At 44.8% G+C, this 16,022-nt stretch carries 13 protein-coding genes, 1 tRNA gene and 1 pseudogene; 10 read left to right on the top strand and 5 right to left on the bottom strand.

Annotated elements, in window-relative coordinates; translation table 11 throughout:
• The first annotated feature begins 14 nt into the window (after window positions 1–14).
• Window positions 15–1,364, top strand: coding sequence for a bifunctional folylpolyglutamate synthase/dihydrofolate synthase (locus ACN6MV_RS01315; RefSeq protein WP_419885556.1), 1,350 nt, complete (start codon window positions 15–17; stop codon window positions 1,362–1,364).
• On the opposite strand, the gene ACN6MV_RS01310 is transcribed toward ACN6MV_RS01315, so the two are convergent.
• The gene (locus ACN6MV_RS01310) at window positions 1,359–2,156 is read right to left on the bottom strand and encodes an ATP-grasp domain-containing protein (protein WP_139328426.1); all 798 of its coding nucleotides are present in this window, start codon (window positions 2,154–2,156) and stop codon (window positions 1,359–1,361) included. The genes ACN6MV_RS01315 and ACN6MV_RS01310 overlap by 6 nt on opposite strands.
• 309 nt (window positions 2,157–2,465) lie before the next feature.
• Between ACN6MV_RS01310 and ACN6MV_RS01305 the strand changes: the two genes are divergently transcribed.
• From ACN6MV_RS01305 to ACN6MV_RS01290, 4 genes are read left to right on the top strand one after another with little or no spacing between them, the layout of a single operon-like run.
• Window positions 2,466–3,455, top strand: a complete 990-nt coding sequence (locus tag ACN6MV_RS01305; protein ID WP_042123408.1) for a LacI family DNA-binding transcriptional regulator — start codon at window positions 2,466–2,468, stop codon at window positions 3,453–3,455.
• Window positions 3,456–3,486: 31 nt separating this feature from the next.
• Window positions 3,487–4,500, top strand: coding sequence for an N-acetylglucosamine kinase (locus tag ACN6MV_RS01300; protein ID WP_042123406.1), 1,014 nt, complete (start codon window positions 3,487–3,489; stop codon window positions 4,498–4,500).
• On the top strand, window positions 4,490–5,794 hold the full coding sequence (locus ACN6MV_RS01295) for a 6-phospho-beta-glucosidase (RefSeq protein ID WP_419885555.1): 1,305 nt from the start codon (window positions 4,490–4,492) through the stop codon (window positions 5,792–5,794). Before ACN6MV_RS01300 ends, ACN6MV_RS01295 begins: the two co-directional genes overlap by 11 nt.
• 21 nt (window positions 5,795–5,815) lie before the next feature.
• Window positions 5,816–6,913: a polysaccharide deacetylase family protein gene (locus ACN6MV_RS01290; protein WP_042123402.1), complete on the top strand. Its 1,098-nt coding sequence runs from the start codon at window positions 5,816–5,818 to the stop codon at window positions 6,911–6,913.
• 129 nt (window positions 6,914–7,042) lie between these two features.
• Here the strand turns inward: ACN6MV_RS01290 and ACN6MV_RS01285 are convergent, their stop codons facing one another.
• Window positions 7,043–8,386, bottom strand: a complete 1,344-nt coding sequence (locus tag ACN6MV_RS01285; RefSeq protein WP_076116894.1) for a PLP-dependent aminotransferase family protein — start codon at window positions 8,384–8,386, stop codon at window positions 7,043–7,045.
• Between the two features lie 140 nt (window positions 8,387–8,526).
• On the opposite strand from ACN6MV_RS01285, the gene ACN6MV_RS01280 reads away from it, so the two are divergent.
• A complete protein-coding gene (locus ACN6MV_RS01280; RefSeq protein WP_042123399.1) occupies window positions 8,527–9,465 on the top strand; it encodes a DMT family transporter in 939 nt (312 codons plus the stop codon).
• 126 nt (window positions 9,466–9,591) lie between these two features.
• On the opposite strand, the gene ACN6MV_RS01275 is transcribed toward ACN6MV_RS01280, so the two are convergent.
• A complete protein-coding gene (locus ACN6MV_RS01275) occupies window positions 9,592–10,251 on the bottom strand; it encodes a hypothetical protein (protein ID WP_042123397.1) in 660 nt (219 codons plus the stop codon).
• A 159-nt stretch (window positions 10,252–10,410) separates the two neighbouring features.
• On the opposite strand from ACN6MV_RS01275, the gene ACN6MV_RS01270 reads away from it, so the two are divergent.
• The 4 genes and pseudogenes from ACN6MV_RS01270 (at window position 10,411) to ACN6MV_RS01255 (ending at window position 14,264) form a co-directional block, all read left to right on the top strand.
• Entirely contained in the window at window positions 10,411–11,151 is a 741-nt protein-coding gene (locus ACN6MV_RS01270) for a response regulator transcription factor (protein WP_419885554.1), read from the top strand.
• A complete protein-coding gene (locus ACN6MV_RS01265) occupies window positions 11,129–12,496 on the top strand; it encodes a sensor histidine kinase (RefSeq protein WP_419885553.1) in 1,368 nt (455 codons plus the stop codon). Before ACN6MV_RS01270 ends, ACN6MV_RS01265 begins: the two co-directional genes overlap by 23 nt.
• Window positions 12,497–12,503: 7 nt before the next feature.
• A pseudogene (locus ACN6MV_RS01260) lies at window positions 12,504–12,760 on the top strand (SDR family oxidoreductase); the annotation flags it as partial.
• A gap of 163 nt (window positions 12,761–12,923) precedes the next feature.
• Window positions 12,924–14,264, top strand: a complete 1,341-nt coding sequence (locus ACN6MV_RS01255) for an FAD-dependent oxidoreductase (protein ID WP_419885552.1) — start codon at window positions 12,924–12,926, stop codon at window positions 14,262–14,264.
• 53 nt (window positions 14,265–14,317) lie between these two features.
• Here the strand turns inward: ACN6MV_RS01255 and ACN6MV_RS01250 are convergent, their stop codons facing one another.
• On the bottom strand, window positions 14,318–15,712 hold the full coding sequence (locus ACN6MV_RS01250) for an MATE family efflux transporter (protein WP_042123388.1): 1,395 nt from the start codon (window positions 15,710–15,712) through the stop codon (window positions 14,318–14,320).
• Between the two features lie 120 nt (window positions 15,713–15,832).
• A tRNA-Leu gene (locus ACN6MV_RS01245) sits at window positions 15,833–15,916 on the bottom strand.
• Window positions 15,917–16,022: the final 106 nt, after the last annotated feature.

Below are 16,022 nucleotides of genomic sequence, written 5' to 3'. Positions count from 1 at the left end.
ATGGAGCGATAATCGTGAAATTCACTTCACAATCCCAGGTAGAAGATATGATCTATAGCTCTTATCTAAGAGCCATTAACAACATCACAGAAACTTTGGATGAACAAGTTAGAAGACCGGAATTAACCAGAGCTTTGCTGGATCTAGTCGGAAGTCCGGATCGAGATCAACAATACATACTAGTCACAGGCAGTAAAGGTAAAGGCTCCACCTCCAGATTCATCTCTTCTTTGTTAAGTCACCTAGGCTATAAAGTGGGCTTGTTCACCTCCCCTCATCTGGTCGATTTCAACGAGAGAATTCGGATTAACGGGCGGGCCATATCCACAGAGGATTTTGTACGATTAGGAAATGTGGTTCACGAGGGATTCCAAACGATTGAAAATCAGCTTAGTGCTGATGAATATCAAGGTCCTGTTGGGATAGGTCTAGCTATAGCGGCGTTGTACTTCAAGGAGAATCATACCGATTTCAATGTAATTGAATGCGGAAGAGGCGGAAGGTTTGATGACACGAATGTCCTGAAGAATGATTGGGCGGTCATTACTCCGATTATGGAAGAACATGTAGCTAATTTGGGTCCTGACCTGAATAGTATTACGCTACATAAGCTGGGAATCGTCAAAAATAAGGTTACAAAAGCCTATATCAGCAGGCAGAATCCGAGCGTACTAGCGACTATAAAGGAGAACCTTACCTCCAATTCTGTACAGTACTATGAGGAGCAGTTTTGGGCTGACTCTATTACAATAACGCCCATTGGAACTACTTTTGATGTTCGGACAAATCAAGCGATTTACCCGTCCTTAACGATCCCGTTATTGGGGCAATTTCAAGCTCTAAATGCCGCCACTGCAGTCGCGCTATGTGAGGATATTACAGGCAGTCCCCTGGATAGGGAACTCTTAATCAATTGTTTTGCAAAACTGCAATGGCCGGGTCGTTGTGAGGTGATCTGCCATGATCCGTTAACGATTATTGACGGAGCGATTCATAAGGAATCGGCAGCCTATCTGGCTGAGCTTATTCAACTAGTCAATCCCGACCGCAGTCGAGATGTAACTTCAATCATCGGTGTCCCCGAAGATAAAGATTATCTAGGGGTTATCGAATTGATGAGTACGGTCTCGGAGCAATTGATCGTCACAAAGCCTGACATCAGTCATCTTTCTTTTCCTACAGATGCACTCCGTGTTGCCGAGCGTTTTATCGAAAAAAGCTCCGAGTTTCCCTATTTGGAGGATGCTCTTACTCACATAAAAGCTCGATCGTCCTCCGAGATTATTGTAATTGTCGGCACGCAAACCTTCATCGGAAATGCCAAACGATTATTCGGGCAATCGCTGCTCGATATCGGCTTATAGCTTCTCAAAACGCTGGAGAATGACTTCCCTATAAAGATCAGATAGAGCTGGCACTTCGCTCGGGTTCTGCTTACAATACTCATCTAACATAACCTTATGATTAACTTCGATGACCTTGAGGCCTTGATTTGTCTCTAAGATATCTATGGAACAGAAATCAAGGCCCATCGCTTTAGAGGTCTGGGAAGCAAGCTCTGCCAGCGCCTCTCGTTTGGCCTGATCTCTTACCTCAATCGTAACAGCTCCATTAATCAAATTGTGCTTCCAGGAATGAACTCTTTTTTTCCCAAGGAATACACGCGCCAGATGATTAAAAGTTACGATTCTATACTCAATCTCTGCTTCATAATAAGGGCCTATCGCCCCATTAAGCTGCAAGGAAAATAATAAATCCAGCTTCTCTTGCAGATCTCCTATCTCATTAACCCTGTACACATGATTGCCCTGCGCCCCGTTGTCTTGCTTCACAACAGCCTCTCCATTGCACTTATGGAAATAATCCTTAGCTATTGGATAAGGATCTAAATTGCTAAATTTGGAGTCCGGATGTGCTAAATAGACATGCTCTACAGCCGGAATATTCGCTTTGCGTAAGACATCATAAGTTAGAGATTTACTCATGGCAATAATCGTAGAAGCGCTGCTGTTTAGACCAATCTCCGCGTCTACCATTACAAACGAATGAACTCCATCCGTTGCTCTATATACGAAATTCGGCGTGATTTCCTCAAAGCTGATACCTCTGGATTTCACGGAATGCTGGATCATTTTTAGGTAGGGTCTAGTCGTCACTCAGTTTCCTCGATTCTAAAAAAATATAATCAAGCCTAATCATAGCACGAGAGCTCGCTCTCGAAAATCACAAATGAATGTCATCATATTTGACATACTTACACACAAATTAGTAAATAACGATATCGCTTTCATATCCAAAATAAGTATTGATTAATTAGAAGTCATCCTCTAAGATGAATTTAACAAGTTCACCCAAAAGTTAAAGCGCTTAAACTTTTGGATGCACACATACTACATTTAAACTTAAGAATAATCATAATCCGTACAAAAGTTAAAGCGCTTATATTTAAGCAAGGAGAACTTAAAATGAAGGTTAGTATTTTTGATGTTGCTAAGAAATCCGGATTATCCGTCGTAACCGTATCCCGGGTTCTAAACGGAGCCGAATCGGTACGAGAAAACAATCGTCAGAAGGTGTTAGATGCCATTAAAGAGCTGGATTATCGCCCTAATGCAGCGGCACGGAGCTTGGCCAGCGGCAAGACTGGAATTATCGGTCTAATCGTCACCACCTTGCAGGATTCCTTCTTCGATGCAGTGGTCAAAGAACTAAATGAGGTGTTGGCGCTACACGGTTATTATCTAGCCATATCCATCTCAAAAGGCATCGAATCGGATGATAGCCACTATCTGATTCAGGAGGATCGGGTAGATGGTTTGATTCTACTGTCTCCAGTGGAAGAGGATAATTATATTGTGGAATTAAAACGACGAGGTATCCCTTATGTGTTGATAGATAATCAGAAGCCTGAAAATGACACCTACTCCATCACGATCGACAACTTCAAGGGTGGATATATGGCCACCAGTCATCTGTTATCACTCGGTCATACGTCAATCGCTCATCTCTGTGGACAGGAGATGTTCCGCAGTACGCGGGAGCGACGCGCTGGATTCCTGCACGCGCTTGAAGAAAAAAATCTCACTCCATTTGAGATTGTGCATGGCGATTTCGATATTGGAATGGGATATGATACCTGCAAGCGTTGGCTAAATGAAGGACAACTACCTACTGCAGTATTCGCTGGTGATGACAATATCGCCCTTGGAGTCATCAACGCATTGATGGAAGCTGGCATTCGAGTACCCGAAGAGGTAGCTGTAATTGGCTATGATGATCATTACATTGCTTCACAGCTTCATCCATATCTTACAACGATACGTCAACCTTCGGATAAAATCGGGCTGGCTGCCGCAGATATGCTGCTCAGACGCATCTCCGGCAAGATGAAACGTGGAGCCGGCGTGCGGATTGACCCCAAAATTATTGTACGCGAATCTACCGCAGTCAAGTAGATTCTATTCCATACACTAGGAGTGATGACCTTTGACTTACTACTTAGGGATCGATGGTGGAGGTACTAAAACCTATGCTCTGCTATGCGATGAACTTGGTAATGTTCTCGGTAAAGGCAAGAGCGGTAACGGTAACCACCAGACTGGCGCCCAGGAGGCAGCCAACAGTATTCGAGAAGCCACATTCGGAGCACTCTCAGAAGCCGGACTCCGATTAGAAGACATCAAGCACACTTATCTAGGACTTGCTGGTGCCGATCGCGAGGCTGATTATGCCATTCTCCACCCAATGATATGCGAGATCGGATTTATCAATTACACAATCAACTGTGACACGATGATCGGATTACGCGCAGGGACGACTCGCACTTATGGAGTTGCACTAATCTGTGGCACGGGCACTAATTCGGCAGGCAGAAACCCGAAAGGAGAGCACTATCAGTGTGGCGGCTTCGACTACATGTACGGGGATTTCGGCGGAGGTGGTGCACTCAACATTGAAGTCTTTCGCTCTGTCATTAGAGCTTGGGATGGACGAGAACAACCTACACTCTTGACCGGTCTCCTGCTCAATTTGCTAGGCTATGAGGAAGTAGCGGATATGTTTAATGATTTCCTCGATCATTGGAAACAGGTGCCTGTACATGCTGCACGCTTGCTCTTTGAAGCAGCCGCTGAGGGAGATGCCGTAGCCTTGGAGATTCTAAATCGGCAAGGCGTTGAGTTAGGAAAATCCGCTGCTGCAGTCATACACAAGCTTGGCATGGAGCAGGATACCTTCGATGTGGTTCTGGCAGGAAGTCTGCTAACCCGTGGAGATCGCGGCTGGATTCGCGGACCAATTGAGAAGGCTGTACTAGCCGCAGCTCCACAAGCAACTGTGGTAACCCTTACCACAGAACCTGTAGTAGGTGCCGTATGGTCCGCGATGGACCAAGACGGTCTAGTCCTTAGTAATGAAGTCTTTAACAAAATGCGGGGATTCCAAGACTATGAATCTATTCAACAAACTAATAAGACAGGAGTGATTGATCTTGGCAACTAAACAAGGATTAAAGATCGCAGTTATCGGTGGGGGTTCTTCGTATACACCCGAATTGGTAGAGGGTTTTATTCTTCATTACAAGGAGCTTCCTGTTCGTGAACTCTGGCTTGTAGACATTGAACCTGGACTCCGCAAGCTGAATATCGTTGGAAATCTCGCTAAACGTATGGTTGAGAAATCCGGGCTTCCGATTGAAGTTCATCTTACAACAGACCGCCGGAGGGCTATCGAAGGCGCAGACTTCGTCAGCACTCAGATGCGTGTCGGTATGCTCGATGCCCGCGCACGTGATGAGTCTATTCCTCTTAAGTATGGTGTTATCGGTCAAGAAACGACGGGCCCTGGTGGAATGATGAAAGCACTGCGTACGATCCCTGTCATTCTGGATGTATGCCGTGACATCGAAGAGCTGGCTCCTAACGCCTGGCTGCTCAATTTCACCAACCCTGCAGGAATGGTCACTGAGGCTGTTCTGAAATACTCCAAAGTAAAGAGTATCGGTCTCTGTAACGCACCTATCGGTCTGATCAAGCAAGTATCCGCCAAATATAACGTAGCTGCGGACCGTGTTTATGCCGAATTTGTGGGTCTGAATCACTTGCACTGGATTACTCGGATCGATGTTGAAGGTGAAGATAAGCTGGATGACATGCTCACAGAAGGTTACAGTGCTAAGAACGTACCTGCCCGAGAGTGGAATCCTGAGTTCTTACAATCGCTTCGTGCCGTCCCTTCCTACTATTTGAAATATTTTTATATGACAGATGCCATGCTCGAAGAGCAAATGGAATCATTTAAGCAAGGCATCAATCGTGCTGAAGTCGTGAAGCGCGTAGAAGAAGAGCTATTTGAGCTATACGCCAATCTGGAGTTAAGCGAGAAACCAAAACAGCTGGAGCAACGCGGCGGTGCTTTCTACTCAGAGGCGGCCGTTAATCTCATGAGATCGCTCCATAACGGATCAAACGACATCCAGACCCTGAATGTTGCTAACCGTGGCATACTGGACTTCCTGCCAGAAGATGCAAGTATCGAAGTCAACTGTGTTGTCACCAAGAACGGTCCACTGCCTCTACCACTGACCAAGATTCCACCGATGGCTAAGGGACTCATTCATGCGGTCAAAACTTATGAGCAACTAGCTATTGATGCCGCTGTAACCGGTGACCGTGCACTTGCTCTTCAGGCCATGGTACATCATCCACTCGTTCCATCTGTAGATATAGCGGTACGTATGCTGGATGAAATGCTGGAGGCCAATAAAGAGTTCTTGCCGAACTTCTTTACCAAATAACCATAGAAAAGAGGCGTCAATATGTCAGCTAAAGCGGTTTGGAAAGGCGATATCAACCAAGCACTATGCGCATTTACATTTGATGATGGACCTTCCCAACTTCCCGTTGAATTGTGGCTTGATGTTTTGGAGGAGGAAGGGGCTGTAGGCACCTTTTTCTTCACTGGGGAATGGATGGATCAGCACCCAGATAAGGCGAGATTAATCCTCTCCCGTGGTCATGTACTTGCTCCGCATACGTATCATCACCGGCGAATGGCCCAAGTGCCAAAGGCCGTATTCTTAGAGCAGTTGAAGCTGACCGAGCTGGCATATCAGGACGCAACAGGTCTTCCGTCTCCAAATTTCATGCGTTTTCCATACTGCTCATTCCGGGAAGAGAATCTGGATTGGCTGACAGAATGGGGCGGTTATCTGGATATTGAAGGCGTTGATTGCGGAGATTGGTCAGGTATTTCTGCAGACGAGATCGTTGCCAGAGTTGAACCTACACTTGAAAATGGAACCATTGTAGTCATGCATAGTAATGATGTCGCAAAGGGTTCACCGGATGCCTTGAGAGCACTTATTCGGATCGCCAAGCAAAGAGGTTTGGAAAGTGTCGGCGTACCTGAGATCCTAGGGTCCATTGGCGTAGAAGTAAACTACAGACCTTGGAAAATCGTTGTAGACGTTCCGGCAGCGTTAGATCATCCCGTGGAAAAATGGGTTCCTTTAGAAAATAACAAGCAGCTTACCGACCTCGCGACCCAGACTACCGAGTGGAATATTCCGCAATATACACTGCATTTCACTTCTGAAAAAGAGTGGCTGGAGCATCTGGAAAGTCCGCTAGAAGAGGTTGGAGTTATAGAGGATCGCGAGTTGTTTACTATACAGCAATTTGATGGCAGCTACTGGGGATATGTACGCGCAGGTGTTGTGGACAATACCCTTGTACTATTAGATTATGCAGCTAAAGAAGCGCAGGCTGACACCTTGGTGTACTTACTTCGCTGGGCTGCGGATACTTCGATGAGACTGGGCTTAACCAAGATTGAAGCCAGACTTAATATCCGCAAAATGAGCGAGATGTGCAGACAGTTAGGCTGGCAGTCAGAGATAGTAGAAGATCAGTAAGAGAAATCATCCATATCCATTGCCAGAGAAAGATTAGAAGTTCATATAACGCATCCCCTTAAGCCTGCTACATTAGCAGGCTTTTTTATTTTTCCTCCAAAGTTAGTCATAGTCTCTATTACCGCTACTTCATCTTATTTCTCGAATGACCTGTTCAATACCAGAGGGAATGTCAGGCTCTTTTACACTAGATACGTTAAGCTTTAGGATTCTCTCTTTTTTAGCAAAATAGGGCAGGTAACCGCTATCCGCCATCTCCACTCGAATAGACTTTTTTTGCAGCCGTTTGATTATTTGCTCTGCTCTAAGGTTATCCGCCAATTTCAGATATGTATGCACACCTAACTGACTGGCAGGACGATAGGAATAATACTGTTCAGAGGCAGCATTTACCTCCCTCTCGATCGAATCATGGAGGAGCATGGACCTTTTTCCGTAGCAGGAACGCATCTTTTTACGGTGACGCTCAAACATCCCGCTTTTTAAATACAGCTCCAGAGCAGCTTGGGACAGCATAGAGCTATCTATATCCATCAGTCTTTTGAATCGGTTAAAGGACTCACAGAGCACCTCGGGAAGTACGGCCACACCAACGCGCAGACCTGGGAATATGATCTTGGAGAAGCTTTTTAAATAGATAACATGTGAAGTATTGTCATAGGCATAGATCGGATCTTGCTTAGCATCCTGTTCTAAATCTGCCATGTAGTCATCCTCTACGATATACACATCGTATGTAGCTGCAAGCTGCGCAATCGCCTTCTTCTGATTACGAGTATAGGAAACACCGAGCGGGTTATGAAACCGCGGAACGGTATAGAAGAACTTGAACTCGCCTGTTTTAAATAAACGCTCTAATTCATTCAAATCCACCCCGTCATCCGAACGCTGTATTCCCTCGGTCTCGATGCCGTACGTCTTCAAATACTCCATAAATAACGGGTAACTCGGCTGTTCAATCAGCACACGCTCCCTGCCATTCGGAAAAGGAATCCGGGTCAAGAGCCCAAGCGCTTGCTGCACGCCAGAGGTGATGAAAATCTGCTTCGGATCAGCAAACACCTGGTAAGAGGCCAGTTGTCGCTGCATTTCACGGATAAGAGACGGCAGCCCCTGCGGCGTTCCATAGATAAACAAATCCTTACGGTACATATCAATCGCTTTATTAATACAATGTTGAAAATCCAGATACGGGAAAATATCCGGGTCCGGTGCAGATGCCGCAAAATCAATCCAGTGCGCACCTTCTTCTTTCCGCTCCCCACTTCGTTTCATAACATAATATCCGCTCTTTGAAGCAGCGTAGATTAAATGTTTATCTTGAAGGTCTTGGAGTGCACGAATAACTGTGCTCTTATTGCAATCATAACGCAGTGCCAGCTCCCGAATAGAGGGCAGCTTGTCACCCTCTCGGTACGTGTCTTCTGCGATTTGTAATTCCAGATCATTAATTAATTCCGAATACTTATATATCTCCTTCACCCTCCTCCGAGTCTATTTTGTACCGGTACAGATGAACAATAATTTCATTGTAGCACAGCTATTCTAGCCTTAGAATAAAGAACATAACAGGACCGGTCCTAAATGCGCGCAACACTTTGGAGGTCTTACTGATGAATATATCTTCTACTCAAAAAGCGATAGTAGCTGCTGTCTTGAATGCTGTTATTGTCGGGTTTTCTTTTATATTTGTAAAAATGGCACTAACCGTCTCGGACCCATTCGATACATTAGCTCATCGTTTCACGTTATCTTTTCTCGCCGCTTCGTTATTTACTTTTCCAGGGTGGGGGCGGGTGAAGTTTGGAATATCCAAGGCAGCAGTGGTCATCCCACTTGCTCTACTATACCCAGCGTTGTACTTTACGCTCCAAGCCTTTGGACTTCTGCATACAACATCAGCTGTAGCGGGTATTATTCAGGCGACCATGCCCATCTTCACCATTATTTTGGCGGCAATGTTCTTAAAGGAAACTACAAGCGGCTTCCAAAAGATCTCCACCTTAATCTCGGTTGCAGGTATCATTCTTATCTTTGCCATACCAGGTGTGAGTATTTCTTCCTCTAGTCTCTGGGGCGTCTTACTCATCCTAATCTCAGCGCTATCCCTTGCCGGCTATAATGTTGCGGCCCGAAAGCTGACACGAACTTGGAGTCCGAAAGAGCTCACTTATATGATTACTTTATTCGGATTTATATTTTTCAATGGTCTATCAATCATTAAGCATGGTTCAGCAGGAACCTTGAATCAATATTTCACACCTTTTCAGGAGCCTAAGTTCATATTCTCCATGATCTATCTCGGCGTACTCTCATCCCTCGTGACCTCCTTCCTCTCCAACTACGCTTTATCCCGAATGGAGGCTTCACGCGTGAGCATCTTCGGCAGTCTTTCGACGGTTGTCTCTATTCTTGGCGGCGTGCTTCTGCTGAATGAACAGCTGGAATGGTATCATTGGACCGGCACGGTGATGATCATCGCCGGGGTGATCGGAGTCAACTGGCGTAAGAAGGCAAAGCTTCAAGTAAAGGGTGAGATTGGGCTGGACTAGAGAAAACCTGCTATAGTACACCTTCGATCGATCCTTACATTTACGTAAAAAAAGACACCCCTCGAGGTGTCTTTTGTTCTTCCCTTTTCACTCTCTCTGCTCTGTATCCAGCCGCGTTAATCGCTGTTACTTAGCTGTTTCAAATGCTTCGATTTTCTCTTTATATTGATCCAGCAGCTTAGCTAAAGCTTCCTTAATCACAGTGGCATCTTTGGTTTTAGCAGCACTATTCAGATCCTCTTGGGCTTTGAAAAAGGCTTTATCAGCCTCGCTAAACTCTTGAATTGAAATTGTAGCTTCACTCACTTCTACTGCTGCAATTGCAGCTACACCTTTAATAGAAGTAGAGACGACACTCCCCATCTTCTCATCATTAGGCAATACCTCAACATTGCGACCAGCTTCAATATAACTCACGGGCAGCGCTTCGGCTGATGCAATATTTTTCGAGAACACAACCCCTTCTGCCTGCTCAGAAGGTACTAGCTCGGAAACCGCGGTTACACTAAATCCAGCAGCCTTGTAATATTGATCCAAGGTCTTCTTCCAGTCTTCTAGAGTACTAGGTGCATATGTTTTAGCCAGTTCAAGGGGATCTACCCAATCGAAGATTGTTACTTGAGTAGCAATTGTTCCCTTAGTTGCTGGAGTAACCACCGCTGCAGCCGTTGTTTTTCCACTTTGATCCTGAGCTCCGCTAGCTGCGTTCGCTGCGGTCGGTGCAGCAACTGCGGATACCAGTAGGGCGGATAACGCTAACTTTTTAAATATCATCTGTTGATTCATAAATACAACACTCCTCGTCGATTCAAATGATCTTACAAGTCCAAGCTTACAAAATCGGTGTGGCATAACATTGGTTAATTTGTGGAAAAACGATGGCAGCCCCCTCTACTCCCCTCTGGATTGATATAATTGCAGAAGAATAATCTGGAGGTTAACTAAATGAATACCAACTATCTCATTGCCGTAGTAGATGATGATCAACATATACGTAATCTTGTAGAAGCTTATTTACAAAAAGAAAATTACCGCACGATTGGTCTTGGCAGCGCTGAAGAAGCATGGACCTTATGGCAGACAAGCCCACCGGATATGTGGGTACTCGACGTTATGCTGCCCGGCATGGACGGGTACGAATTTTGTCGGCGGATTCGCAATGAAGCCGAAGTGCCGATTATTATGATCTCCGCAAGGGATAATGAAGTGGATAAAATTTTAGGTTTAGAGCTAGGCAGTGATGATTATCTAGTCAAGCCATTTAGCCCTCGGGAGCTAGTTGCTCGCATTAAACGCCAGCTACAACGGTGGTATAAAATGAGTACCCAAATAGAACCTGCAAGTAGTAACCCCCTCACACCTACGCATATTGAGGTTACTCATCTACAGCTATTATTGGATGAAAGACGTGTGTTCTGGCATGGGAAAGAGATTGAACTCACCAGTAAAGAATTCACCCTCCTAAAAGTATTCGCAGCCTCTCCCAACCGCGCATTTACAAGAGATGAGCTGCTTACCCATGTGTGGGGAGATGACTATTTCGGAAGCGACCGTGCCGTAGACCATTTAATTAAACGGATGCGAAAAAAGCTAGATCTGCTGCCGATTGAAGCCGTATGGGGACATGGCTATCGTATGCGTATTGAGGAGGGAGTGGAGATCGATGAAGCTAGCGCATCAGATTAATTTAGCCTTTAGCGTTGTATTGGTACTGCTCCTGTCTATTACCGCTGTCGTGATCCATTTTGTGCTGCTTAATCATTTTGTCGGAACACAAAAGGCGGAACTGCGAACCATTAGCTCTGCCATGTCAGCCACTATAGTTGAGGGGAGCACATACAGTGGCGACTTTGAGACTGAACTCCGTGCGTTGCCCGTGATCATGCCTTCTTCTGTAGGCACTGCAAGCGTCGAGGCTATCCTTAGTGATGAGACAGGAAAAGTATTGTCCACCTCATCGAGTATGAGTTCCGTCGCAGTAAAATCCAATGCGCAGTTTGTCGCTGGTCAAGCCTCTGACCTCCAGAATATTTGGAATGGAACAGATGCAAGATATATAACAGAAGTGAAGGCTACGCCAATAGGCACGCTAACTCTGCTTACACCTATGAGCGCAGTAACAAGCATTGAACAAGCTCTGTTCAAAAGACTGCTAATCGTTTTCGGTGCTGCAGGGGCATTTATGCTCCTATTTGGCCTGTTTATCACGAAAAAACTAATCCAGCCTCTAATGAAGCTGCAGCAAGAACTGAAAAAAGTAAAAGAGCGCCACTTCTCAGAGGTTAAGCTGATCAAGGCTGGTGGAGAGATTGGTGCTGTTGCTAAGTCGGTATATGACATGGCTGGTGAATTGAATCGATTTAACCACGTACAGAAGCAATTTTTTCAGAATGCCTCTCACGAATTAAAGACCCCACTGATGTCCATCTCTGGTTATGCTGAAGGCATTAAGGATGGTGTATTCGAGGGGGAAGCGATCGATAAGGGCCTGGATATCATTATGAGCGAGAGTAGTCGTCTGAAGAAACTCGTTACGGAAATGACCCTGCTTGCGAAGCTGGATAGTGAGGAGAATATATTTAGAACTAGCGAGCTCTCACTGGACGATATAATCGTAGAAACCATTGAACGCATGAACCCTCTTTTGATGAAAAAAGGGCTGACCCTGCATGTATCCTACGATGATTGCGAGCCGCTTACGGTCCGTGCCGATAGAGATAAGCTATTGCAGGCACTGCTTAATGTGGTTTCCAATGCAACTCGTTATGCTAATCAGCATATCTACATTCATGCTTCGGTTAAGGATGACCAGGTTCTACTCTCAGTTAGCGATGATGGCCCTGGCATTTCAGAAGACCTGCTTCCATACCTGTTCCACCGATTTGTTAAAGGAAAAGATGGCGAATCGGGACTAGGACTTGCCATCTCCCGTGCGATTGTAGAGCGCTCCGGAGGTCTGATTACAGCGGGGAACCGTAAGGATGGCGGTGCAGTGATCACCATGGGATTCCCTGTACTCTCTCCTACCTAGACAGCTAACCGGATTCTATCCTACCTTCTATTTCATACAAGCTGCTCGTATGCGGCTGCTAAAGAAGCCATTCGCGGTATGATTCGATGGGCAGAAGCAAACCCAGAGTACTACCAGAGCATGATTTCGAAGATTCCTTTGAGAAGACTGGGCGAGCTGGAAAGTGATATCGGTCGTGTTGCAGTATTCCTAGCGAGCGAGGATTCTGACTATATTACGGGTCAAACAATCATGGCCGATGGCGGATCGATTAAATTACGTTAATTTATACGCTATCATGTTGATTATCAAGAGATTTCCTTTATAGGAGATCTCTTTTTTGTCTTCAAACCTCTTTCGTTTAATGGCCTTCGGAATTAGGGTAATAATAAAGCAACATGCTATTACGAATAATTCATAACATCCTGTGTGACCCGGAGGTATTAAAATGAACAAGTTCGACGCTATTATTATTGGTTTCGGTAAAGGCGGAAAGACCCTTGCCACAGAACTAGCTAATCGAAAATGGAAAGTAGCCGTGATTGAACGCTCTAAGGAAATGTACGGTGGAACCTGCATTAACATCGCCTGCATCCCTACCAAATCCTTAGCTTACCAAGCACATCAAGGTAAAGATTATAAAGAAGCAGTCCATAACAAGGATCAACTCGTTTCAACTCTACGCCAGAAAAATTTCGATAATCTAAATCAGAACGAGAATATAGAAGTTATCAATGGTGAAGCTTCCTTCTTATCAGATCACGAAGTTCAAGTGAAGGAAGCCGGTGAGACAAAAATCTTAACCGCCGACAAAATTTTCATTAATACGGGTGCTGAGACCATCATTCCAACGATTGACGGGATACAAGATAGTAAGTTCGTTTATACCAGCACGTCCATTATGGATCTTAAGGAGCTCCCAACGAAACTAGCCATCATTGGTGGTGGTTATATTGGTTTGGAATTCGCTTCGATCTACAGTCAATTCGGCTCACAGGTTACGGTGCTGGAGGGTTCCTCAAAATTCATGCCTAAAGAAGACCGCGATGTCGCGGACGCCGTCCTCCAAACCTTTACCAAGAAGAACATTGAGGTCAAACTGAAGGCAAAGGTTATAGGACTGAAGGATGTTAAAGATGGAACAGTTATCTCCTTTTCGATAGATGGCGCTATTCACGAATTGAAAGTCGATGCTGTACTGGTTGCGACAGGTAGAAAACCAAACATTGAGGGATTAAATCTAGAAACAGCCGGTGTAGAAGTTACAGATCGGGGTGCTATTAAGGTGGACCCTTCCCTAAAAACCTCCGTTCCCCATATATGGGCTCTTGGCGATGTCAAAGGCGGATTACAGTTTACCTATATATCTTTAGACGATTATAGAATCGTACGAAATGATCTCTTCGGCGATCATTCCCATACCACAAATGACCGTGACGCTGTTCCGTACAGCGTATTTATAGATCCTCCACTATCCAGAGTAGGAATTAGTGAAGAAGCAGCTACCGAACAAGGACTTGAAATTAAAGTCGCGAAGTTGCCTTCAGCAGCTATTCCACGTGCCCGCTTAATTAACGAAACTGAAGGCTTTCTAAAAGCTATTGTGGATGCAAAAACCAATAAAATTCTCGGAGCTACATTGTTCTGTGCGGAATCCAGTGAAGTGATTAATATCGTGAGTATGGCTATTCAAACAGGGCAAGATTTCACCTTTTTGAGAGATCATATCTTTACTCACCCTACAATGAGCGAGGCTTTGAATGATTTGTTCTCACAGATCAAAGAATAACACTACATGCATGGCAAACAAAAAGACACCCTTTGGGGTGTCTTTTACTTTTACTATATAACACGATGCTGAACCCACTTCTTACCCATGAAACGCCGTAGAAATATGAATCCTCTAATTCCCCACTCACAGTTCATAGCTAACCAAACCCCAAGTAGACCGAAATCCAGAACAATACCTAAGATATACCCGAGTACTACGCGGAACAACCACATACTCAGCATAGACACCATGGATGTAAACTTGGAATCTCCTGCTGCTCTAAGCGCTGATGGTGTTATGAAGCTAATAGACCACAGTGGTATTTGTACGATTGTATTGATAAGTACAATTATAAAGATATCTCTCACGATCTCCGCAGGTGGATGGAACATCGAAACTAGCGGATGGAAGAAAGGCATAACTAACAATCCCATCACCACAAAGGAAAGGGAAGAGGCTACGAGAAACGATTTAATAAATTTCCGGGCATCCTTAACATTATTGCTTCCCATACATTGTCCGACCACTGTAATAATCGTCAAAGACAGCGCATTGCCCGGAATTTGCATAATCCCCGCAAAGGAAGAGGCAATAGCGTTTGTAGCAAGCGCGTAAGTACCGAGACTGACGATAAAGACTTGCGTCAGAATCTTACCACCATTAAAGAACATCTGCTCCGCCGCAAACGGCATACCGATGAACATTATTTTTTTGAGCATGGAGAATTGAACCACCAGTAAGTCACGAATTCGAATATGCAGTTCATTGTCCATCCGGAACAGATAATACAGAGCGCATATCGCGCCCAAATATCGAGCTATATTTATAGAAATAGTCATCCCTAGAACACCCATATGCAAAAGGTTAATAAATACGAGATTCAAGAGGACGTAAACTAAATTCATAATGAGCGATAGTGCAAGCGAGGCTCTCGTCCTTCCGATTCCCCGAAGGGCACCACACACTGCCTCTACCACAGCTATTCCAAGATAGGAGATACAGCTCCCAATCAAATAGATTCGGGCGTTGTGCATTACCTCTGGCGAAGCCGCTCCAAATAGTAAGTTCAACAACGGATTGTGAAAAAGAATACCAAACATACCAATAACAAAAGCCATAAGGGAAACCGACGAGGTGGCACCTGCGGTGGCTTTTGACACCATAAGACTATTACCGCTTCCTTTGTACTGCGCTACGACAACCGTACCACCTGTTGATACCGCGATAAACACACTAATGAGAAAAAGATTAAGGGAATCGATCATGTTCACCGCACTGATAGCTGCCACACCGGACGAGCTGATCATGGCTGTATTCACTAGATTAAGCCCCACTATAAAGGCCTGATCTACCAGAATAGGAATGAATAAAGCAATCATATGGCGATAATCTAACGATTCTCCTGAAAAATACTTTTCAAGAAACCGCACACTTCGCTTCGTATTGACATTTACATTAGGTTCCATCTTCGCTTCACTTCTTTTATATTAGAGTTATCCAAACTTGAAATATCCTTATAAATAGAAAAAGGCTCTTCAGGTTGAAGAGCAATTCAAAAGTATAGCTAGTTTATATGCACTTAGGTATGCGGTCGAGAGGACTCGAACCTCCACGGGGATTAACCCACACGGACCTGAACCGTGCGCGTCTGCCAATTCCGCCACGACCGCACAAAATATAAAAGAAACATGCAGTGCAGAACTAAATTATCATATATTAGCACAAAGGGCAATACCTAATGTAAAAAGAAAAAGTGTACCGAGTCCCTATTTGGGA

The organism is Paenibacillus sp. B-A-8 (genome assembly GCF_048572915.1).
Lineage (GTDB): Bacteria > Bacillota > Bacilli > Paenibacillales > Paenibacillaceae > Paenibacillus_AQ.
The sequence above is the reverse complement of the archived record's forward strand: the minus strand, read 5'-3'. Positions and strand labels throughout refer to the sequence as shown.